Origin of the sequence: Serratia sp. CC22-02 (assembly GCF_900182895.1) — a bacterium.
GTDB classification, from domain to species: domain Bacteria; phylum Pseudomonadota; class Gammaproteobacteria; order Enterobacterales; family Enterobacteriaceae; genus Serratia; species Serratia nevei.
This window is the reverse complement of record NZ_FXUD01000001.1, coordinates 1,034,068-1,055,346: the sequence shown is the minus strand read 5'-3', so window position 1 is coordinate 1,055,346 and position 21,279 is coordinate 1,034,068. Positions and strand designations below refer to the sequence as shown.

Sequence of the window (21,279 nt, the reverse complement as noted above, 5' to 3'; positions counted from 1 at the left end):
TCCTAAAAAGTCATTTCGGTTGATTGTCGGGGCAGGGGGCGTTAATGGACGCGTAGTGGAAGTATTTGTTGATTTCTTCACGATCGAAGTTCTGGCGATTGGCCAATTTGCAGGCCTGTTTTACCCAACTTTCCATGCGCAGATCCCAAATGGCTGTCCCGGCGCTTGATGAAGAAACCAGCCATTTTCCGTCTTGGGAAATGGCGAGGGCAGTGAGTGGCGTAATGTGGAAATCTTGAACGATGCGCATGGCTGAACCTGCGAAGATCAAGGACAACTGCCCCTTGTTGTCCGCCATGGCGACGATGTCGTTACCACTGGCAGCCAAGAGATGGGGGATAAAAAACGAATCGTTTTTCTTCTGTGTGAACGACCAGTCCTCCCCACTCATTGTTGTGGAATATATCTTGCCTGAAAAGTTGCTCAGCAGCAGGGTGCTGCCTGAAGCGTCGAACGCCAGAGTTTCGATCGGTCCGAGAGTATCGGAAAGCGCGTTTTGAGCCAGAATGGTACGACTGGGGACGAACTCAAGCGTATCACGCGACTTCGGGTTGAATACCCATGAGACGATTTTATTCTTGTCACTTACGGTGATGATCTCTTCACTGTCGGGTCTGAACCAAGGCAAGGGAAAAGCGATGCCGCTCGGGGTTTTAATTTCTTGGCACGTGAATCCATAGGCGGCTGATGCGGTGAGGCGATACAGTTTGTTGGCGGGCTTTCGTCCGTTCTTGCCGACGAGGGTGATCGCCAGCAGGGAGCCTGCGTCATTAACGCGAATGGCGACGATGCGGCGGCCTGGCGGTTGCCGCAGGCACGCCAGCGGCTCGCCATTGGAGGGTGAGGTCAATATATTGCGAAACACCGTAACGCCTTGTTGTTGTGCGGCAAAGAGCGTCACGGTGGAGGGTGACCAGGCGAGAGCGACGACGTCCGATACCGGCAACTGCCGAAGGCGCGTTGGTTGGCCGGTATTGGCGTCCAACCGATATTGCGTCAGCCCCGTAGCCTGCACGGTGAATATTTGACGGTTTTCTGTACCGTCGACAAACAGTGCAGGCGCGCGGGAGCTCAGCAAAAATTGCCCGAACGGATGCCTGTCAACGCGCAAATTGACTCTGAGTATGTCGCCGGCTTCACTGGTGACATAGGCGTTTTGCTCATCAGGCTCGGTCGCGACGCTGACCAACTGCCGCGGAAATTGCAAAAGGGTGCGGTTGGCGGGAGCGGCGGCATTATTGTTCGAAAATGGCCACAATTTGAGGCTTCCATCCCAGCTTAACGACAAGAGGTCTCCATTTTGCAGATACTTGAGTTGTGCGACGGTTTGCTGATGCGCGTTGATAATTGTAGGCGAGTAAGAGAACGACGATTTTTGCAAGGGGGCGTCGGCTCGCGGCGAAACATCCTTTTCGACGTTATTCTTGGTCGGAGAAAGGTGTGAAGTGTCCCAGATATAAATGTAGCCATCCCTGCTGCCGGCTGCGATAAATCGTCCATCGGGGCTGATGTCGATACTGTAAAAAGTTTTGCTGTACTCGGTCTCTGGCTCGATGGCCGCCAATGGGACGGACTGTTGCGGTTTACCTTGACTAAACGTCTGCCATTTGACTGTCATGCTGGTGGCGATGGCGACCTTATCGAGAGCGTTCTTGGGGGTTGTGGCGGCGATCGCCATTACGGCGTTGGTTTTCTTCTTGGTGGGTTGTGACAATAATTCAAACTTGGCCTCGGATATTTTCCAGGTGGCCAGCGTACCGTCTTGATATCCGGCAAAAAGCCAGTTGTCGGTGGCTGTGATGGTGCGTACCTTGCTGCTTACAGGTTTACCCTTGTCACTCACGGGTTGATTCAGCGGAGCTCCCACGGTTTTTTTTGTTGTCAGATCCCAGATGCGGATCGTTCCGTTGATATCACCGATCGCCAAGAGTTGGGGCGTAACGAATGCTAATGCCGCAATGCCTTTGGGATGCGCTTGCTGTATCTCTCTGAGGGGGATTAGTTCGCTATTTTCTCCACAGCTCTTTATCGAGTAACGGCCACTGCCGATCTTGGCGCTAACGCATTCGTTCTCGCGGATTCGCACTACGGTGGTTTTGCCATCGCCGAGTGTATCAATGCGCTCAAGTTGCCTATAGCGGCCGAGATAGTCGCCGAGAAACGTTTGAAACTTGAACGTTGGCAGATTGCCTGAGTTGGCTGGTAACCGTAACTGCGCGCCGGCCGCGGTGGCTAAGGCTTCCAAACTTGGAATGGGGTGATCGTTGAGAATGGAAAGAATACCGGTTTGAATGGCGATATAATTCAACCCGAGCTTGGTTTTCTGTTGTTCAGCCTCGGTTTTCTGTTGTTCATCGGCGATTTTGTCAACAAAGAAACCAATAATTATCGCCAAAACGGCAATGACCAAACTTGAAGCGCAAAAAAGCTGCCGTTTCCTGCGGCGATACGACGCATACGCCGCGAGGAATCGCGCCTCGACTTTTGAATCAGGAGCATCGCTTTCCGCCAGCCTCATTTTTCGTTGGGTACGGTATGGCAGGGCGCGAAAGTAATCTGTTTTTTCGCCGTCCATATGCCATATATGTGCCTGTTTTTGCCATTCTTTCAGATTGTTGTTGCGCCACTCTTCTATGCTGCGGCGTACGGGACTGGCTAAACGATCGTGCGCCAATTCATACCACATGCCGTCTTCACGGCTTTGGCGACGGATGAGATGGTGCTCCTCGAGCTTTTGAATTTCCTGAAGTGATGGCCCGTCTGTGCTTTGCGGGCTGAAAATCACGGCGGAGCGGCGCCCACTTAACGTCAGCAGATACCGGTCTATCCAATCTCCCAGCGTTCTGCGGCGATGCGGGTCTTGCGCCGCCAGATTGAGCGTATTGGTGCAGTAATCCAGTAAGGCATTGTCCGGGTTATATCCCGTCACGTCGGCGACGCGAACCTCACAGACCTGCCGCTCGGTTTGGCTTAAGGTGTTCCACAGATCCGTGCAGACAACCTGCAGCTGTACCGGTTCCACGGTCTTACTCGGGCGTGCGCCTTCCGGCGCTTTAATCAATTCGCTGACCAGCACCTGCGCCGCATCTGTTCCGTCTTGCTCTGGAAAAGCGACGCCCATGGCTTCTGCCGGTCCCTTGATGGCGGCGACGGCTTGCTCAACCGACAACAGGTTTAAACGGTAGGTATTGTTAAGGCGGGTCGGAATGTCATCGCGGAAATCATCAAGCCAGGAGAAGTATTCTTCTCGCATGCTGATGATGAGCCAGATGGTTCTGTCATCGTTTGACAGCAGTTCTTTCAACTGTTGGAAAAAGGCTTTTTGTTTCTCAGAGGGGACATTACCGGTTAACACTTCCTCAAATTGATCGAGCACCAACAGCAGGCGCTTCGGCGGATCAGATTCAGGCAGAGGGATACGGTTGAAGTAGGTAAGGAGCGTATCATCGGGACGAAGAGGGCCAAAACTATCTTGGTCCAGGCGCTGCAAGAGGGAGTTGACCGGATCGGTATCATAAGCCTGTGCGATGCGCAGCACGGGTAAAACATGGAACAGCGTTGTCAGTGTGGATAAAAGGCCGTTCTTGGCCATCAAAAGCGAGGTTTTACCCGCCCCGGAAGGGGAGTACAGCACGATTATCCGATCCGAGATTAAGCGCCATTGCAGCTGTTCAATGTCTGCGTCGCGGCCGAAGAGCGTTTGTTCGGCGCTAAAAGGGCTGGGGCCTACGTAAGGAACGTTCATGATTTCTTCCTGGTGCGGGTATTTAATTCCGCCATAAAGGTGGTAACGTCTCCCCAGTACAGACGCCATTGGGCCTTAGTCTGCAGGTATTTTTCGATATAGCGGCGTGCGCTGCCGGGATCAAGAATGCTGTTTGGATCAATTTGCACAGAGAAATGTTCGATATTTTTGCGCAGGTCATGGCCTTCCAACAGTAAAAGGCTGCGAAACAGTACCCGAAACTCCCAGGATTCAGCCTGCAGGCCGACAAACAGCAGCGCGCTGCTGTTCAGCCTGGCGCGCACGTAAAGGGGAATGGCGTCTTGGGCGGAAGAGACTTTGGTCAGGTAGTCAAAAAAGTCATCTTCGGTTAATACCAGCGATTCTGGCGTGGATAAATCCCCGAAGAGCTTGAGCACAATCGGATGGGTCTCGGTGCCTTTGTCCGCCAGGCCGACAGGGGCTCGGCTGACATAGTCGGTATCGCAAATTTCAGCGTGTATATTCCACCTCAGCAGGCGCACTGTCGGCGTCGTGTTCTGTTCTTTGAGGGCATCGACCAGTAGATCGCTGGGATCGGTGGTGATATAAACCGGGAGTTTATAGCCGGCCAAGATCCGCAACGGATCAAGAGGGGTGCGGGCGCGGATTTTTTGCCCCACCACTGAAACCAGCTCTCCTAGTGATGTGTAGATCTCCATTTGATCTAAACCTTTTAACCGGTCCGGCACATCGTCAGGATATTTCTCAAGAATTCGCTCATAGACGTACTTGTAAAATTCCTGACAGGGGTAGTCGTCTTGCCGCGTCACGGCAAGATATTGCGCAATCTGCGGCAGACCCGCCACGTCGTGCCCACCTAACGGGTAGTGGTAGATATCCCCCCATTCACTCGCCAGCTCTCGCCGCGAGCCGAACAGCGCTTCGTTCATGCTCGGGCCGAGGATTGGGGTGCTGTAGCGAGTGTCAATGTTATTGACGATCTGCGTCCAGGGATCCTTATTTTCGGCGGAAACACCGAATCCGGGTGGATACCAAATACGCGCATTATTCAACCGGGTAAAAACGACCGGGATCCACCAATCCGGTGAGTCCATGATTTTTGCCCGCGCACCGGCGGTCGCGCGATCGACTTCACCATGCTCCGCCAGCTGTCTGAAAAACTCCGGGATAAATTGCGTTGCCGCTGACATCGACAGTTTGCCCTGCATAGCAAGTACCGCCGGCACGCCCTCTTTGGCCAACATGGGGCCCAGGGCGACCAGCGCGTCGCGTGCGGGATTGCCGGCACCGGCGCTTTGGCAGGAGCATAGGACGACCAAGCTGGGAATTCTTTCCAGCGCGCCCAAACGCGCGGCGAAATCTTCGCCTGTGACGCTGGCGGCATTCCCGGCCTCATCCTCCAACCACAATACGGCACCTTGCTGCCCGACAATGCCGTGGCACATGAGATAGAGAATGTCGGCTCCCTCTTTTATGCCTTCGATAATCGCCTGCAGCGTCGCGCTTCCGCGCCGCGTGAGCGTGGCTAACGGAACATGACGCAGGGCATTTTCAGCGAGTTCCTGCTCATGAGGAACGTTGATGGACGGAAAGGTTTCCGACAGGTCCTGAGGATTGGCGATGGCCAATAGTGCCTTAATACCTTGTTTAGGGCGCAACATCGGCAGGCGGTAAGTTCGGGCCGCCAGATAGCGTGAAAAAACGCACTGATTGCTGCGTAAGAGATGCGTGGCTGGATCGGAGGGGTCAACCAGCGTTTCCCAAGGGAGGCTGTGCAATATAGATGCGTTTGAATCGATAAGTAGGCGTATTTTTAGCGGGCTTTGTTGATGGCCGGAAAATGCCCGGGCGGACGTGAATGCATCACGCAGCGCAGGTGGCATAAACAGTGAGTCCGATAATAATCGGCCCATTCTTTGCGGGTTGCCGGAATAAAATGTCGGGTCGTGGATATTTAATGCCAACGGGATGAAAGGGGTAATATTTTCGCTTTCGTCAAAGCGCTGTCGAAAACTGGCTTGAAATTCATCGAGTGAATTTCGTTGAAACACGATTTCAAGTTCCGCGTAGCCTTTCATGAACGCACCCCCGACAGTAGCGTTGTCGACAGCATTGACGACCAAAACGAGAGAGGGAGGCGGGAGTCTATCCAGCGTATTTCAGCACGTAGTTATTTAGATAACTGATTTTTTTATTTAATCTTTTGCTGAGATACAGGGTGTCCAGAGCGTCGCCGGCCAGTTCGTGACGGTATAATATACATCTAGCTTGAATAAGGATTTCTGTCCAATACGGCGCGGTGTTAATGAAGAGCGCTTCGCTAATGAAATAAAATAAGGACGGAAATTAATAGATAAATAACGATAGGATGAGTGACATCGTGTTATGCAAAGCAAAAAGCCCGCTCGGGTTTCCCTGAGCGGGCTTCTCTAAATATGGCTCCTCTGACTGGACTCGAACCAGTGACATACGGATTAACAGTCCGCCGTTCTACCGACTGAACTACAGAGGAATCGTGTGAACGGGGCGAATAATAGCGGGGCGCCTGGGGTTTGTCAAAGCGCTAAACTGCAAAAAAAGTGCGTTTGCTGAGGGAATGAGCACCTTGCGCTGTTTTTCGGCATCTTTCGCCGGCAGGCGCTGATTTTTCCCGCCTGTCTCGTTGTCACATCGCTTGCACAAGCCCTTGCACGGCGATGGTGCAGGGCCACTCTCCCTCTCATGCCCCCTCTCACGTTAGCCGTACGGCCCTGACACCGTTATCCCCGCCACACGCCGCGCCGCCACTGATATGTAGGATGAATAAGCAAACAATATGTATTCGTCGTCACAATGGCTGGATTTTTGCTTACCCATTTTTGGGGAATGCGACTGCGCTCTCAAGAAAATTATTTTCCCCGTCTACACATAAAGTGACTGATCCGCGCCCCCGGGCGTTTCGCTACAACAGTGCTGAGGAAGATAACAATGTCATCGAAATTGATAAAAAGTCCGCTCGCTGCTTTGCTCATCGGTTGTTTAGGTACGGCGTTTTCCGCGCAGGCCGATATCGTCATCGGCGTCGCCGGGCCGTTCTCCGGGCCGAACGCCACCTATGGCGATCAGTATTGGCGCGGGGCTTCGCAGGCGGCGGCGGACATCAACGCCGCCGGCGGCATCAAAGGGGAAAAAATCAAGCTGGTGCAGGGGGATGACGCCTGCGAACCGAAACAGGCGGTCGCGGTGGCCAACCGGCTGGTGGATCAGGACAAGGTCTCGGCGGTGGTCGGCCACTTCTGCTCCTCTTCCACCATGCCCGCCTCCGAGGTGTATGACGAGGCCGGCATCATCGCCATCACCCCCGGCTCCACCAACCCGCAAATCACCGAGCGCGGCATGAAGACCATGTTCCGCATGTGCGGGCGCGACGATCAGCAGGGCGCGATCGCCACCAACTACATGCTGGATACCCTGAAGGCCAAACGCATCGCGGTGATCCACGATAAAGACACCTACGGCCAGGGGCTGGCGGATGCCGCCAAGGCGGCGATGAACAAGCGCGGAGTCAAAGAAGTGCTGTATGAGGGGCTGTCGCGCGGCGAGAAAGACTTCAACGCGCTGGTGACCAAGATCGCCTCGGTCAAGCCGGACGTGGTCTACTTCGGCGGCTGCCATCCGGAAGCCGGGCCGCTGGTGCGCCAGATGCGCGAGCAGGGCGTGACCGCCAAGTTCTTCTCCGGCGACTGCGTGGTGACCGAAGAGCTGGTGACCGCCGCCGGCGGGCCGCAGTACACCAACGGCGTGCTGATGACCTTCGGCAACGATCCGCGCCTGATCCCGGAAGGCAAGGCGGTGATCGCCAAGTTCCGCGCCAGCGGCTTTGAACCGGAAGGGTACACCCTCTACTCCTACGCCTCGATCCAGGCGATCGCCGCCGCCTTCAACGCCACTGGCGGCAAAGACAGCGCCAAGGCCGCCGAATGGCTGAAGTCGCACGACGTCGACACCGTGATGGGCAAGAAGGCCTGGGACCAGAAGGGCGACCTGAAGGTCTCGGACTACGTGGTCTACCAATGGGATGACAAGGGCAAATATCACCAGCTGTAAACGGCCGAACCTTGAAGTTGTAACCCTATGACCGACGGGCTCGCCGCTCAGGCGAGCCCGTTCCGCGATGACCTTTGGGCCGCGTCGGACTGCGTTGGCGGCCTTACCAGGCGAGACTGCTCATTATGGATGTATTCTTTCTGCAACAGCTGATCAACGGCCTGACCCTTGGCGCAGTGTATGGCCTGATCGCCATCGGCTACACCATGGTTTACGGCATCATCGGCATGATCAACTTCGCCCACGGCGAGGTGTACATGATCTCCGCCTACCTGTGCGCCATCGGCTTGGCGCTGCTGTCGTTCTTCGGGCTGCACTCGTTCCCGCTGCTGATCCTCGGCACGCTGGTGTTCACCATCGTCATCACCGGGGTGTACGGCTGGGTGATCGAGCGCATCGCCTACAAGCCGCTGCGCAACTCCACCCGCCTGGCGCCCTTGATCTCCGCCATCGGCATGTCGTTAATCCTGCAAAACTACGCGCAGATAAGCCAGGGGCCGCGCCAGCAGGGCATCCCGACGCTGCTGAGCGGCGTGTTCCGCCTGGAGTTCGACGGCGGCGTGGTGCAGATCACTTACACCAAGGTGTTTATTCTGGTGGCGTCGCTGCTCGGCATGGCGATCCTCACCTACATCATTCAGCGCACCCGGCTGGGGCGCATCTGCCGCGCCACCCAGCAGGATCGCAAAATGGCTTCGATTCTCGGCATCAATACCGATCGGGTGATCTCGCTGGTGTTCGTGATCGGCGCCGCCATGGCCGGGCTGGCCGGGGTGCTGATCACCATGAACTACGGCACCTTCGATTTTTACGTCGGCTTTATCATCGGCATCAAGGCCTTCACCGCCGCGGTGCTGGGCGGCATCGGCTCGCTGCCGGGGGCCATGCTGGGCGGGCTGCTGCTCGGGGTGGCGGAGGCGCAGTTCGCCGGCATGGTGAACTCGGATTACAAGGACGTGTTCTCCTTCGGGTTGCTGGTGGCGATCCTGATCTTCCGTCCGCAGGGCCTGCTTGGCCGGCCGCTGATCGCCAAGGTTTAAGGAGAACGCCATGTCGCAATCCGTGATCAACGGCGGGCTGGACGTTAAACGCAGCCTGCTGGACGCCGTCTTGGCCGGGCTGATCGCCCTGATCGTGTTCGGGCCGATCGTCGGCATCGTGCTGAACGGCTACAGCTTCAACTTCGAGCCGCACCGGCTGGTGTGGATTATCATCGCGGTGATGGCCGGGCGGCTGTTGCTGAGCCTGTTCTTGCAAACCGCGCCGGGGCGCAGGGTGCTGGCGCGCTTCGACGGCGGCAACGACGGCGTTTACGTGCGGCCGCTGGGCTATAAATCCAACCTGCGCTGGATCCTGCCGCTGATGGCGGCGATCGCGCTGCTGTTTCCCTTCGTCGCCACCAAATACCTGCTGACGGTGGCGATCCTCGGCCTGATCTACGTGCTGCTCGGCCTGGGGCTGAATATCGTGGTCGGCCTGGCGGGGCTGCTCGATCTGGGGTACGTGGCGTTTTACGCCATCGGCGCCTACGGGCTGGCGCTGGGCTATCAGTACCTCGGGCTGGGATTTTGGGCGATGCTGCCGCTGGGGGCGCTGATGGCGGCGCTGGCCGGCGCGCTGCTGGGCTTTCCGGTGCTGCGCATGCACGGCGACTACCTGGCGATCGTCACGCTGGGGTTTGGGGAGATCATCCGGCTGGTGCTGAACAACTGGATGTCGCTCACCGGCGGGCCGAACGGCGTCTCGGTGCCGGCGCCGACGGTGTTCGGCCTGGAGTTCGGCCGCCGCGCCAAAGACGGCGGGGTGCCGATCCACGAGTTTCTCGGCATCGATTACAACCCCAACCTCAAGTTCATTTTCATTTACGCGGTGCTGTTTTTGGTGGTGCTGCTGGTGCTGTACATCAAGCACCGGCTGACGCGCATGCCGATCGGCCGCGCCTGGGAGGCGCTGCGCGAGGATGAGATCGCCTGCCGCTCCCTCGGGCTCAATCACGTGCTGGTGAAGCTGTCGGCGTTTATGCTGGGTGCCTCCACCGCCGGGCTGGCGGGGGTGTTTTTCGCCACCTATCAGGGCTTCGTCAATCCGACCTCGTTCACCTTCTTCGAATCGGCGCTGATCCTGGCGATCGTGGTGCTGGGCGGCATGGGCTCCACCCTCGGCGTGGTGCTGGCGGCCTTCGTGCTGACGGTGGCGCCGGAGCTGCTGCGCAGCTTCGCGGAATACCGGGTGCTGCTGTTCGGCGTGCTGATGGTGGCGATGATGATCTGGCGGCCGCGCGGGCTGGTGCGCATCAGCCGCGCCAGCTTCGCCGAACGCAAGGGGGTGGCGCCATGAGCGACGCCATTTTGCGGGTGGAGCACCTAATGATGCGCTTTGGCGGCATCAAGGCGCTGAACGACGTCAATCTGGAGGTGGAGCGCGGCTCCATCACCGCCCTGATTGGCCCCAACGGCGCCGGCAAGACCACGGTGTTCAACTGCCTGACCGGCTTTTACCGCGCCAGCGGCGGCGCGATCCTGCTCAATACCCACAAGCGGCCGACCGACGTGATCCAGGTGCTGGGGCAGAAGTTTCGCGCCGGCGACTGGATACGCCCGAAGCGGCTCGGCTCGCGCCTCTATTACAAGATGTTCGGCGGCACCCACCTGGTCAACCGCGCCGGGCTGGCGCGCACCTTCCAGAATATCCGCCTGTTCCGGGAAATGTCGGTGGTGGAGAACCTGCTGGTGGCGCAGCACATGCAGAGCAACCGCAACCTGATCGCCGGGGTGCTGAATACGCCGGGCTACCGCCGGGCGGAGAGCGCTGCGCTGGATCACGCCTTCTACTGGCTGGAGGTGGTGGATCTGGTGGACTGCGCCAACCGGCTGGCGGGGGAGATGTCCTACGGTCAGCAGCGGCGGCTGGAGATCGCGCGCGCCATGTGCACCGCGCCGGAGATGATCTGCCTCGACGAGCCGGCCGCCGGGCTGAACCCGGTGGAAACGGCCACGCTGAGCCGCATCATCCGTTTTCTGCGCCAGCATCACGGCATCACGGTGCTGCTGATCGAGCATGACATGGGCATGGTGATGGAGATCTCCGATCGGGTGATCGTGCTCGATCACGGCGACGTGATCGCCCGCGGCACGCCGCAGGAGATCCAGCACAACGAGGCGGTGATCGCCGCCTACCTGGGCGCGGACGAAGAGGAGCTGGCGGGATGAGCGAAGCGATGCTGGAATTTCGCGAAGTGGACGTGTTTTACGGGCCGATCCAGGCGCTGCGCCAGGTGTCGCTGCAGGTCAACGCCGGGGAGACGGTGGCGCTGATCGGCGCCAACGGCGCGGGCAAATCCACGCTGTTGATGTCGATCTTCGGCCAGCCGCGTATCGCCGGCGGGCAGATCCTGTTTGGCGGCGAGGACATCAGCCGCCGCTCCACACACTACGTGGCGGCCGGCGGCATCGCGCAGGCGCCGGAGGGGCGGCGCATCTTTCCGGACATGAGCGTGGAGGAGAACCTGCTGATGGGCACCATCACCGTCGGCAATCGCTATCTGGAAGAGGATTTGCCGCGCATGTTCGAGCTGTTTCCGCGCCTCAAGGAGCGGCGCAACCAGCGGGCGATGACCCTGTCCGGCGGCGAGCAGCAGATGCTGGCGATCGCCCGCGCGCTGATGAGCCGGCCGAAGCTGCTGCTGCTGGACGAGCCGAGCCTGGGGCTGGCGCCGATCGTGGTGCGGCAGATCTTCGGCGTGCTGCGCGAGCTGACCCGCAGCGGCATGACGCTGTTTCTGGTGGAGCAGAACGCCAACCATGCACTGAAGCTGTCCGATCGCGGCTATGTGATGGTCAACGGCCAGATCCGCCTCACCGGCAGCGGGCAAGAGCTGTTGAACGATCCGGAGGTGAGAAAGGCCTATCTGGGCGGCGGCTGAGCGCCGCCCTTGGGCAGGGAGGCCCGCGTTCATCCCCCGGCGGCGCTTCGTTCTTGCTCATCGTAGCGCGAGCGGGCCGCCCTGAAGGCGTCGGCGGAGGCGATAATCCACGACCAGAGCGGCAGCATGTTGAGCAGCATCTCTTTCCCCGCGTCGGTGATGGTGTAAACCACGCGGGGCAGCTTTTCCTGATAATCGCAGCGCGATATCAGCCCGTCCCGTTCGAGATGGCGCAGCGTCCGCGTCAGCATTCTCTGCGTCACGCCCGCTAATTGGCGGCCTATCTCGCCGTGGCGCAGCGGCCCGTGGGTGCCCAGGATATGCAATACCCCCAGCGACCAACGGTTGCCCGCATGCGCGAGGATCTCACGCTTCAACCCTTCATCGTCGTTGCTCAATTCTTCACAGAACGCCTGCGAAAATTGCAGCAGCGCTTCCCGATCGTTCGTCATATTCCTCTCCGGTATCACGCGTGTACCTAATTGAACCCGTTTTTGTCAGCTGTCAGGATGGCGCAGTGTCAAGACAGGAGGCAAGAATGAAATCCACAAATCCATCCATCAATACCGTGCTCATACTCGGCGCCGGTGAACTGGGGCTGCCGGTATTGCGCGCGATGAGCCGGCAGGCCCGGTTACACCACGCTTTAAACATCAGCGTGCTGCTGCGGCCGGAGGCCGCCCGCGCCGTCAGCGGCCCGCATCGGGCGCGGCGGGATGCGCTGGCGCGGCTCGGCATCGCCGTGGTGGAAGGCGATCTGCAGCAAAACAGCGTGGAGGCGCTGAGTGCGCTATTCCGTTCCTTCGACGCGGTGATCAACTGCAGCGGCTTTGTCGGCGGGGCGGGCACGCAGATAAAGATCACCCAGGCCGTCTTGCAGGCGGGCGTGGCGCGCTATTTCCCGTGGCAGTTTGGCGTAGATTACGATGTCGTGGGTAAAGGCAGCGGGCAACAGGTGTGGGATGAACAGCTCGAGGTGCGCCATCTGCTGCGTGCGCAGCGTGCGACGGAGTGGGTGATTGTTTCCACGGGCATTTTCACCAGCTACCTGTTTGACCCCGGCTTTGGCGTGGTGGACGCGGCAAGCAAAACGGTGCGCGCGCTGGGCGACTGGCGTTACGCGGTGACGCTGACCACCCCCGAGGACATTGGCCGGCTGACGGCCGCGATTTTTTTCCATCGGCCCGCGTTTCGCAACCAGGTGGTCTATATCGCCGGGGACACGTTGACCTACCGCGAGCTTGCCGATGTCATGCAGGCGCACTGGGGCGTTGAGGTCAACAGAGTCCTGTTGAACAAAGAGCGGCTGCAGGAGGAGGTGCTGAACCATCCGCGTGACGTCGGCGCCAAATACCGGCTGGCTTTCGCCCGGCCCGACGGCGTGGCCTGGGATAAAGCGAAGACCTTCAATGCGCGCCAGGGCATAGCCACCACCACCGCCGAGCAGTGGCTGGCGCAACAATGCCCGACCGCTCAGGACGGTTAGTCGCCTGAGCGCCGGACTCAGAACTGGCGCTGCATCCAGCGCACGTTCAGCCGCACCAGGGCGATGATGGCGCTGGAGAGCAGCCGCAGCCCGCCGGGCATGTCGCGGCGGCGGATGTCCAGCAGCAGCACGGTGCGCACCTGCGCGCTGTCGTTCCACACCTCGTGTTCGAAGGTATCGTCCCACAGCATGAACTCCCCCTCGTGCAGCCGGTATTCGCGGCCGTCCACTTTCAGCACCGCCGCCGGCACCCCGTCGGCGCGTTTGGGCATGTCCAGCACCAGATAGCCGCGCAGAATGCCGCGGAACGGCCCGCGGTGGGGCGGCACCTGTTTACCGGGCGCCAGGAAGGAGAGCGAGGCGGACAGCACGTCCGGCGACGAGGCGATCAGCGCTGCCAGCGTCGGGCAGCGCGCCAGGTTGCGGGCGATCGGCTGGCCGTAGGCCTTCATGATGAACATGCGCCAGTCGCGCGCGTCGTTGGCGGAGATCGATTCCTGCTGGATCATGATCTCGTGAAAACGGGGAATATTGTGCAGATCGTGGGCGACGGTCAGCGCCTCCTCGCGGATCTGCCGCCATTGGGCGGTGAAACGTTCGGCGTCGGGGAACAGCGCGGCGCTGTCGAGCACCGGCTTGCCCTGAATACGGCGATCGTAAACATTGCGCAATGCGAGCACGGACCAATCATAAATCGCGGACATAATGACCTCGCCTCAGAAAACGCCAAATGGACACTGCGCGCGGTTCTTCGGCGCGGCGCGTCGTCTGCGGCGGCCGGAGGGGAAGAGCGGCAGGAAAAATTGGTACGCTTCAAGAGATTAGCACAGCATTTGTGCAACCGTGTGTCTGCGAATGTGTCGAAATGCGGCGAAAAAAACCACATAATTAAAGTGTGACGCGTATCGCATTTAGCGGGCCGGTTGGTTAAAATATCGCTACTTGCCCGCACCTGTCCGGATTTTGTTTACCATGGAACACACTCCCGTTTCGCGCTCAACCGCCTGGTTGCGCGTGGTTATCCTCGCCGTCTCGGCCTTTATCTTCAACACCACCGAATTTATTCCGGTCGGTCTGCTGAGCGACATCGCCGCCAGCTTCTCGATGCAAACCGAACAGGTCGGCCTGATCATCACCATCTACGCCTGGATCGTCGCCGCCGCCTCGTTGGCGTGCATGCTGCTGACCAGCAAAATCGAGCGCCGCAAGCTGCTGATCGGCGTGTTCATGCTGTTTATCGCCAGCCACGTGCTGACCGCCGTGGCCTGGAACTTCACCACGCTGGTCATCTCGCGCGGCGGCGTGGCGCTGGCGCACTCGGTGTTCTGGTCGATCACCGCCTCGCTGGCGATCCGTGTGGCGCCGCCGGGCAAGAAAGCCCAGGCGCTGAGCCTGCTGGCGGGTGGCACCGCGCTGGCGATGGTGCTCGGGCTGCCGCTCGGGCGGGTGGTGGGGCAGCTGCTCGGCTGGCGCATGACCTTTATCGGCATCGCGGTGTGCGCCACCCTGGCGCTGGTGCTGCTGTGGCGCCTGCTGCCGGTGCTGAAAAGCGAGCACTCCGGTTCGCTGGCCAGCGTGCCGCTGCTGTTCAAACGCCCGGCGCTGCTGGCGCTGTACATGCTGACCGTCATCGTGGTGACGGCGCACTTCACCGCCTACAGCTACATCGAGCCGTTTATCCAGACCGTGGCCGGGCTGTCGGAGAACTTCACCACGCTGATGCTGCTGCTGTTCGGCGCCGCCGGCATCGTCGGCAGCCTGCTGTTCAGCCGCTACAGCGAGCGTTTTCCTTCCGGCTTCTTTATCGGCGCCATCGCGCTGCTGGCCTTGAGCCTGCTGCTGCTGTTGCCGGCCGCCGGCAGCGAAAGCCACCTGACCGTGCTGTGCATCTTCTGGGGCATGGCGATCATGGCCATCGGCCTGTCGATGCAGGCCAAAGTGCTGAGCCTGGCGCCGGACGCCACCGACGTGGCGATGGCGATCTTCTCCGGCCTGTACAACTTCGGCATCGGCAGCGGGGCGCTGCTGGGCAACCAGGTGAGCCTGCATCTGGGCATGGGCAACATCGGCTTCGTCGCCGCGCCGCTGGCGCTGATCGCCCTCGGCTGGTGCCTGCTGAGCTTCTACCGCAGCGAACGGCTGCAGCAGCACCCCAGCCGTTAAGCCACCGATTCGGGATGCCGCTGCGGCATCCCAGGTTGCATTTTCCTGCTATAAAACAGGCTGCTGCAGCGTTTTATGCTTAACTTTTTTTCATAGTCTGCTAATTAAAAATTTAACTCCGACGCCGCTTCGCTAGCATAGAAAGTCATCAAAAATGTTAATGCGAGGTTAACGGTGAGTGACTCTGTAGCGGCGTCGCCGATCCATGCGCGGGATTTGGCGGCCAGAATCGACGCCTTGCCCGCGTCGGCCGGCCTGTGGCGCTTTATCATTCTGCTGTCGCTGGGCGGCTTTTTCGAACTCTACGATCTGTTCCAGACCGGCTATATCAGCACCGGCCTTATCGCCGACGGCATTTTCCACACCGGCGCACAGGGGGTCTTCGGCGTGTCGGACCAGGCGGCCTTCGCCGCCGCCACCTTTCTTGGCCTGTTCGTCGGCGCCAGCCTGCTGAGCCCGTACGCCGATCGCTTCGGCCGCCGCGCCACCTTCATGTTCGCCCTGATCTGGTATGGCGCCTTCTCGCTGCTGCTGGCGTTTCAACAGCAGGCGGAGTGGGTGATCTTTCTGCGCTTTCTGGTGGGCGTCGGGCTCGGCATTGAGCTGGTGACCATCGATACCTACCTGACGGAGTGGGTGCCCGCGCATCTGCGCACCCGGGCTTTTGCCTTCGCGTTCTTCGTGCAGTTCCTGTCGGTGCCGGCGGTGGCGCTGATGTCCTGGTGGCTGGTGCCGCAGACGATTTGGGGCCTGAGCGGCTGGCGCTACGTGGTGATCGCCGGTGCGCTGGCTTCGCTGGTGATTTGGCTGGTGCGCAAGGGGCTGCCGGAGTCGCCGCGCTGGCTGGTGCAGCAGCGGCGCTATGCGCAGGCCCGGCAGGTGATGCGGGATATGGAGCGGCGCTGCGGCGTGGCGGCCACGGACTTCCCGTCGCGCCCGGCTGACGATGCCGAGGGGGCGCCGCTGCACGGCCGCTTTCGCGATATCTGGGCGCCGCAGTACCGCGATCGCACGCTGATGCTGGTGGTGATGAATTTCTTTCAGGCCATCGGCTTCTTCGGCTTCGGCAACTGGCTGCCGGCGCTGCTGTCGGGCAAGGGCGCTTCGGTCACCCACAGCCTGCTGTACGCTTTCTTCATCACGCTGGCCTACCCGCTGGGCTCGCTGCTGTGCAGCTTCTACGCCGACAAGATGGAGAACAAGTGGCAGATCGTGTTGTCTTGCCTGGTGACGGTGATCTTCGGCTCGCTGTTCGCGCTGCAGAACAACCCGCTGTGGCTGATCCTGTGCGGCTTCTTCATCACCTGGTCCAACGCCTGGCTGACCTACAGCTACCACTCCTATCAATCCGAGATCTTCCCGACCCACATCCGCGCCCGCGCCGTCGGTTTCTGCTACTCCTTCAGCCGCCTGTCGACGGTGTTCAGCAGCATCATCATCGGCATTATCTTGCAGTACGGCGGCTCGCTGGGGGTGATCGCGTTTATCGTCGCCAGCATGCTGATCGTGATGCTGGTGATCGGGCTGTTCGGCCCAAAAACGCGCGGCATCGATCTGGAAAACATCTGACGTTTTGCGCCGGCGGCGACGCCGGCCTCTTCAGCAAAAAAACTCGCGATCATGCGAAAATTATTCCGTTATCACTGCTTTTGCGCCTGCCGTACTGTTACCCGGTACAAAATCCAATTCAATACCGAGCGGGGAACATGTCATGAGCATCCTCACCGCGCCCGATGGCGCGCGCATTTTCTACAAGGATTGGGGCCGCGGCCAGCCGATCCTGTTCTCCCACGGTTGGCCGCTGTCCGCCGACGCCTGGGACAACCAGCTGCTGTTTTTCGGCCAGAGCGGGTTCCGGGTGATCGCCCACGATCGCCGCGGCCACGGCCGTTCCGATCAGACCTGGCACGGCAATGACATCAACCAATACGCCGACGATCTGGCTCTGCTGATTGAAACGCTGGATCTGCGCGATCTGATCCTGGTCGGCCACGCCATCGGCGGCGGCGAAGTGGCGCGCTACATCGGCCGCCACGGCAGCGATCGGGTGGCGAAGGTGGTGCTGGTGGGCGCCGTGCCGCCGCTGATGCTGCAAACGCCGGCCAATCCGGAAGGCGCGCCCATGGCGGCCTTCGACGGCATTCGCAGCGGGGTGGCGGGCAACCGCTCGCAGTTCTTCAAAGATCTGGCGGTGCCGTTCTACGGCTTCCACTGCGACGAGGTGGAGAGCAATGCGGGGCTGATCGACCACTTCTGGCTGATGGCCATGCAGGGCGGCGTGAAAGGGCAGTACGACGGCGTGAGCGCGTTCTCCGAAGTGGATTACACCGCCGATCTGTTGGCGATCGACAGGCCGACGCTACTGGTGCACGGCGACGCCGATCAGATCGTGCCGATCGGCGCCTCGGCGCTGAAAGCCGCTAAGCTTATGCAACAGGCGGAGCTGAACGTTTACGCCGGCGGCGCTCACGGCTTGGCGCAGGTCGATCCCGATCGCTTCAACGCCGATCTGCTGGCCTTTATCCAGAATTCGCCGTTCTAAGGGGGCGCGATGAACCTGACTGCTATCGCCGCCCGCTGCGCGCAGCGGCTGCATGCGCCCGCGGTGCGCTGGCTGCTGCTGCTCGCCATTTGCGCCGCCTACATCCAGGGCGGGTTGGTCAAGGCGCTGAACGTCGAAGGCGCGGTTGCCGAGATGACCCACTTCGGCCTGCAGCCGGCGGCGCTGTTCGCCGTGCTGGTGACGCTGCTGGAACTGGCGGCGTCGGCGCTGATCCTGAGCGGCTTTTATCGCTGGCTCGGCGCGTTGGCGCTGGCCGGTTTTACCCTGATGGCGACGCTGATGGCCAATCCGTTCTGGCAGTTCGACGGGGCGGAGCGCGGCCAGATGATGAACGGATTTTTTGAACACCTCGGGCTGGCCGGCGCGCTGTTGCTGGTGGCATTTAACGATTTGAAGGAGCGAACGGATGGCTGAACAGACGGAAAACAAGGCGGCGGCGGGCGGCTTCGCGCCGCTGAAAATCCCATTATTTGCGGTGCTGTGGGGCGCCACGGTGCTCGGCAACGTCGGCAGCTTTATGCGCGACGTCGCCAGCTCGTGGCTGATCACCGATCTGTCGAGCAACCCCTCGGCGGTGGCGCTGATGCAGACCGCCGCCACGCTGCCGGTGTTCCTGCTGGCGATCCCGGCGGGGGTACTGTCGGACATCCTCGATCGGCGGCGCTTTCTGATCTTCGTGCAAATTCTGCTGGCCTGCGTCAGCGGCAGCCTGCTGGTGCTGTCGCAGACCGGGGCGCTGACGGTGGAATACCTGCTGGCGCTGACCTTCGTCGGCGGCATCGGTGCGGCGCTGATGGGGCCGACCTGGCAGGCGATCGTGCCGGAGCTGGTGCCGCGCACCGAGCTGAAAAACGCCGTGGCGCTGAACTCGCTCGGCATCAACATCGCCCGCTCCATCGGCCCGGCGGCCGGCGGCCTGCTGCTGGCCAGCTTCGGTGCCGGCGCGGCCTACGGCGCGGACGTGATGAGCTATGTGCTGGTGATCGCGGCGCTGCTGTGGTGGAAGCGGCCGAAGGCCGAGGACAGCGGCCTGTCGGAACACTTCTTCGGCGCTTTCCGCGCCGGGCTGCGCTATGCCCGTTCCAGCCGTGAGCTGCACGTGGTGCTGCTGCGGGCAGCGGTGTTCTTCGCCTTCTCCAGCTCGGTCTGGGCGCTGCTGCCGCTGGTGGCGCGCCGCATGCTGGGCGGCAGCGCCGGCTTTTACGGCGTGCTGCTGGGGGCGGTAGGCGCCGGGGCGATCCTCGGGGCGATCGCGCTGCCGCGCCTGCGCCAGCGGCTGAATGCCGACGGGCTGGTGCTGCTGGCGGCGGTGCTCACCGCCGTGGTGATGGCGGCCCTGTCGCTGGCGCCGCCGCAGTGGCTGGCGGTGGTGCTGCTGTTGGTGCTGGGCGCCGGCTGGATCATTGCGCTGACCACGCTCAACGGCGCGGCGCAGGGCGTGCTGCCCAACTGGGTGCGCGGCCGCGGCCTGGCCATCTACCTGATGGTGTTCAACGGCGCGATGGCGGCAGGCAGTCTGCTGTGGGGGCTGGTGGCGCAGGAGCTGGGCGTGGCCGCCACGCTGCTGGTCGGCGGCGTCGGCCTGTTGGCGGCGGGGCTGCTGTTCCACCGCCTGCGCTTGCCGACCGGCGAGGCCGATCTGCAGCCGTCGAACCATTGGCCGGAGCCGCTGGTCAACACGCCGGTCGAGAACGATCGCGGCCCGGTAATGATTCAGGTGGAGTACCGCATCCGCGAACAGGATCGGCCGCAGTTCCTGCGCACGCTGCTGATGCTGGAGCGGGCGCGTCGCCGCGACGGCGCTTACGCCTGGGGCATTACCGAGCACACCGGCGATCCGGAATGCATCATGGAGTGGTTCCTGGTGGAGTCCTGGGCGGAGCACCTGCGGCAGCACCAGCGGGTGTCGCACGCCGACGCCGATCTGCAGCAGGAGGCGTTGCGCTTCCACATAGGGCCGGAGAAACCGGTGGTGCATCACTTCCTGTCGCTCGACCGGCATCAGGTGAAGCATTAACTGCACGGCCAGGCGGTGAGAAGGTGCTATGCTTTTGGTCGGTTCGGCGGCGCGGCCGCCGTAAGACGAATGTAGTCAGCACAGGGAGACACATTGATGACGGCACCTTCTGCTTTTGCCCGCGAGCTTGGGCTGCGCTATCCGATCGTTCAGGGGCCGATGAACGGCGCGTCGCCGCCGGCGTTGGCGGTGGCGGTGAGCAACGCCGGGGCGCTGGGCTCGTGCGCGGCGGCGCTGTTTTCACCGGCGGTGATCCTCGAACGCGTGCAGCAGATCCGCGCGCAGACCACCGCGCCGTTCAACATCAATCTGTTTCTGCTCGATGAGCAGCACCCGGATCTCGCCGAGCTTAAGCGCGCCCAGCACCTGCTGCGGCCGTTCCGCGAAGCGCTGGGGCTGAGCGAGCCGCCGATCCCCACCCAATTCGCCGAAAACAACCGTGACCAGATCGCGGCCTTGCTGGAGGCGGCGCCGCCGGTGGCCAGCTTCACCTTCGGCGTGCTGCCGCGCGCCACGGTCACGCAGTTCAAGAAGGCTGGCTCGCGGGTGATCGGCACCGCCACCACGGTGGCGGAAGCCCGCGCCTGGGAAGAGGCGGGTGCCGACTTCGTTTGCGTCTCGGGCTCGGAGGCGGGCGGCCACCGCCCGACCTTCCTCGGCGACATCGAGCAATCCTGCGTCGGCCTGATGGCCCTGCTGCCGCAGGTGGTGGCGGCGGTGAAGATCCCGGTGATCGCCGCGGGCGGCATCATGAACGGGCGCGGCATCGCGGCGGCGCGCTTGCTGGGCGCGCAGGCGGCGCAGCTGGGCACCGCGTTCCTGTGCAGCCCGGAGTCGGGCATCGCCGATGCCTGGCGGGTGGCGCTGCGCAACGCCGGCGATGACAGCACGCGCCTGACGCGCGCCTTCAGCGGCCGCCCGGCGCGCGGTATCGTCAATGATTTCATGCGCCAGATGCGCGCGGAAGAGGCGCAGATCCTGCCTTATCCGGTGCAGAACGCGCTCACCGGCGATATCCGCCAGGCGGCGGCCAAGGCCGGGCGCGGGGAGTTTATGTCGCTGTGGGCCGGGCAGGGAGTGGGCCTGGCGCGGCCGATGCCGGCGGCGGAGCTGGTCGCCACCCTGGCGAGGGAGCTGGAGGCGGTGTGACCTCGTATGCGCGATTTGGGGGGAGCAACGGAGCCAAAACCGTCGTTTTCTGACCTTGGGCTCGACTGAAAACCAATCTGGCGTGGAATTAGCCATCAACGAAAACGTCCAACAAACGCTCGTTTGTTGGACGCTGCTTAAAACGCACTTATGGAAGGCACTGGTA

General features: G+C 61.2%; 16 protein-coding genes and 1 tRNA gene. 12 read left to right on the top strand and 5 right to left on the bottom strand.

Features of this window, described 5'->3' with window-relative positions; all coding sequences use genetic code 11:
* Positions 1–10: 10 nt before the first annotated feature.
* From QOL81_RS05030 to QOL81_RS05020, 3 genes are all read right to left on the bottom strand, one after another.
* Positions 11–3,745, bottom strand: a complete 3,735-nt coding sequence (locus QOL81_RS05030; RefSeq protein WP_159318224.1) for an NACHT and WD repeat domain-containing protein — start codon at positions 3,743–3,745, stop codon at positions 11–13.
* On the bottom strand, positions 3,742–5,805 hold the full coding sequence (locus QOL81_RS05025; RefSeq protein WP_169318602.1) for a CHAT domain-containing protein: 2,064 nt from the start codon (positions 5,803–5,805) through the stop codon (positions 3,742–3,744). Before QOL81_RS05025 ends, QOL81_RS05030 begins: the two co-directional genes overlap by 4 nt.
* Positions 5,806–6,163: 358 nt before the next feature.
* A tRNA-Asn gene (locus QOL81_RS05020) sits at positions 6,164–6,239 on the bottom strand.
* A gap of 455 nt (positions 6,240–6,694) precedes the next feature.
* Here QOL81_RS05020 and QOL81_RS05015 point away from each other — a divergent pair.
* The 5 genes from QOL81_RS05015 (at position 6,695) to QOL81_RS04995 (ending at position 11,735) form a co-directional block, all read left to right on the top strand.
* Positions 6,695–7,813 carry a branched-chain amino acid ABC transporter substrate-binding protein gene (locus QOL81_RS05015; RefSeq protein WP_048234441.1) on the top strand — a complete coding sequence of 373 codons (1,119 nt, stop codon included), beginning with the start codon at positions 6,695–6,697 and terminating at the stop codon, positions 7,811–7,813.
* Positions 7,814–7,938: 125 nt separating this feature from the next.
* The gene (locus QOL81_RS05010; protein ID WP_004928592.1) at positions 7,939–8,853 is read left to right on the top strand and encodes an ABC transporter permease subunit; all 915 of its coding nucleotides are present in this window, start codon (positions 7,939–7,941) and stop codon (positions 8,851–8,853) included.
* 10 nt (positions 8,854–8,863) lie between these two features.
* Entirely contained in the window at positions 8,864–10,150 is a 1,287-nt protein-coding gene (gene livM, locus QOL81_RS05005; RefSeq protein WP_060420324.1) for a high-affinity branched-chain amino acid ABC transporter permease LivM, read from the top strand.
* Entirely contained in the window at positions 10,147–11,022 is an 876-nt protein-coding gene (locus QOL81_RS05000; RefSeq protein WP_033635209.1) for an ABC transporter ATP-binding protein, read from the top strand. The genes livM and QOL81_RS05000 overlap by 4 nt, the downstream gene beginning before the upstream one ends.
* Positions 11,019–11,735 (top strand): ABC transporter ATP-binding protein, encoded by a 717-nt coding sequence (locus QOL81_RS04995; RefSeq protein ID WP_041035896.1) that lies wholly within the window; start codon positions 11,019–11,021, stop codon positions 11,733–11,735. Before QOL81_RS05000 ends, QOL81_RS04995 begins: the two co-directional genes overlap by 4 nt.
* A gap of 29 nt (positions 11,736–11,764) precedes the next feature.
* On the opposite strand, the gene QOL81_RS04990 is transcribed toward QOL81_RS04995, so the two are convergent.
* Entirely contained in the window at positions 11,765–12,187 is a 423-nt protein-coding gene (locus tag QOL81_RS04990; RefSeq protein ID WP_089186184.1) for a winged helix-turn-helix transcriptional regulator, read from the bottom strand.
* 86 nt (positions 12,188–12,273) lie between these two features.
* On the opposite strand from QOL81_RS04990, the gene QOL81_RS04985 reads away from it, so the two are divergent.
* The gene (locus QOL81_RS04985) at positions 12,274–13,221 is read left to right on the top strand and encodes an aromatic alcohol reductase (RefSeq protein WP_169318601.1); all 948 of its coding nucleotides are present in this window, start codon (positions 12,274–12,276) and stop codon (positions 13,219–13,221) included.
* 17 nt (positions 13,222–13,238) lie between these two features.
* On the opposite strand, the gene QOL81_RS04980 is transcribed toward QOL81_RS04985, so the two are convergent.
* Entirely contained in the window at positions 13,239–13,925 is a 687-nt protein-coding gene (locus tag QOL81_RS04980; RefSeq protein ID WP_041035890.1) for an aspartyl/asparaginyl beta-hydroxylase domain-containing protein, read from the bottom strand.
* 268 nt (positions 13,926–14,193) lie between these two features.
* Here QOL81_RS04980 and QOL81_RS04975 point away from each other — a divergent pair, with 268 nt between their 5' ends.
* The 6 genes from QOL81_RS04975 to QOL81_RS04950 all read left to right on the top strand — a co-directional run bounded on the left by QOL81_RS04975 (position 14,194) and on the right by QOL81_RS04950 (position 21,113).
* Positions 14,194–15,384 carry a sugar transporter gene (locus tag QOL81_RS04975; RefSeq protein ID WP_041035888.1) on the top strand — a complete coding sequence of 397 codons (1,191 nt, stop codon included), beginning with the start codon at positions 14,194–14,196 and terminating at the stop codon, positions 15,382–15,384.
* A 174-nt stretch (positions 15,385–15,558) separates the two neighbouring features.
* Positions 15,559–16,953, top strand: a complete 1,395-nt coding sequence (locus tag QOL81_RS04970; protein ID WP_197757114.1) for an MFS transporter — start codon at positions 15,559–15,561, stop codon at positions 16,951–16,953.
* A gap of 142 nt (positions 16,954–17,095) precedes the next feature.
* Positions 17,096–17,926, top strand: a complete 831-nt coding sequence (locus QOL81_RS04965; RefSeq protein WP_060420336.1) for an alpha/beta fold hydrolase — start codon at positions 17,096–17,098, stop codon at positions 17,924–17,926.
* A 9-nt stretch (positions 17,927–17,935) separates the two neighbouring features.
* Positions 17,936–18,361, top strand: coding sequence for a DoxX family protein (locus tag QOL81_RS04960; protein ID WP_033635204.1), 426 nt, complete (start codon positions 17,936–17,938; stop codon positions 18,359–18,361).
* A complete protein-coding gene (locus tag QOL81_RS04955) occupies positions 18,354–19,964 on the top strand; it encodes an MFS transporter (protein ID WP_025303481.1) in 1,611 nt (536 codons plus the stop codon). Before QOL81_RS04960 ends, QOL81_RS04955 begins: the two co-directional genes overlap by 8 nt.
* Positions 19,965–20,060: 96 nt before the next feature.
* Positions 20,061–21,113 (top strand): NAD(P)H-dependent flavin oxidoreductase, encoded by a 1,053-nt coding sequence (locus QOL81_RS04950; RefSeq protein WP_060432134.1) that lies wholly within the window; start codon positions 20,061–20,063, stop codon positions 21,111–21,113.
* Positions 21,114–21,279 lie beyond the last annotated feature (166 nt).

Excerpts from the sequence above, each read along its gene's own strand:
- QOL81_RS05030 (WP_159318224.1), bottom strand. The coding sequence starts at position 3,745 with ATGAACGTTCCTTACGTAGGCCCCAGCCCTTTTAGCGCCGAACAAACG.
- QOL81_RS05025 (WP_169318602.1), bottom strand. The coding sequence starts at position 5,805 with ATGAAAGGCTACGCGGAACTTGAAATCGTGTTTCAACGAAATTCACTC.
- QOL81_RS05015 (WP_048234441.1), top strand. The coding sequence starts at position 6,695 with ATGTCATCGAAATTGATAAAAAGTCCGCTCGCTGCTTTGCTCATCGGT.
- QOL81_RS05010 (WP_004928592.1), top strand. The coding sequence starts at position 7,939 with ATGGATGTATTCTTTCTGCAACAGCTGATCAACGGCCTGACCCTTGGC.
- livM (WP_060420324.1), top strand. The coding sequence starts at position 8,864 with ATGTCGCAATCCGTGATCAACGGCGGGCTGGACGTTAAACGCAGCCTG.
- QOL81_RS05000 (WP_033635209.1), top strand. The coding sequence starts at position 10,147 with ATGAGCGACGCCATTTTGCGGGTGGAGCACCTAATGATGCGCTTTGGC.
- QOL81_RS04995 (WP_041035896.1), top strand. The coding sequence starts at position 11,019 with ATGAGCGAAGCGATGCTGGAATTTCGCGAAGTGGACGTGTTTTACGGG.
- QOL81_RS04990 (WP_089186184.1), bottom strand. The coding sequence starts at position 12,187 with ATGACGAACGATCGGGAAGCGCTGCTGCAATTTTCGCAGGCGTTCTGT.
- QOL81_RS04985 (WP_169318601.1), top strand. The coding sequence starts at position 12,274 with ATGAAATCCACAAATCCATCCATCAATACCGTGCTCATACTCGGCGCC.
- QOL81_RS04980 (WP_041035890.1), bottom strand. The coding sequence starts at position 13,925 with ATGTCCGCGATTTATGATTGGTCCGTGCTCGCATTGCGCAATGTTTAC.
- QOL81_RS04975 (WP_041035888.1), top strand. The coding sequence starts at position 14,194 with ATGGAACACACTCCCGTTTCGCGCTCAACCGCCTGGTTGCGCGTGGTT.
- QOL81_RS04965 (WP_060420336.1), top strand. The coding sequence starts at position 17,096 with ATGAGCATCCTCACCGCGCCCGATGGCGCGCGCATTTTCTACAAGGAT.
- QOL81_RS04960 (WP_033635204.1), top strand. The coding sequence starts at position 17,936 with ATGAACCTGACTGCTATCGCCGCCCGCTGCGCGCAGCGGCTGCATGCG.
- QOL81_RS04955 (WP_025303481.1), top strand. The coding sequence starts at position 18,354 with ATGGCTGAACAGACGGAAAACAAGGCGGCGGCGGGCGGCTTCGCGCCG.
- QOL81_RS04950 (WP_060432134.1), top strand. The coding sequence starts at position 20,061 with ATGACGGCACCTTCTGCTTTTGCCCGCGAGCTTGGGCTGCGCTATCCG.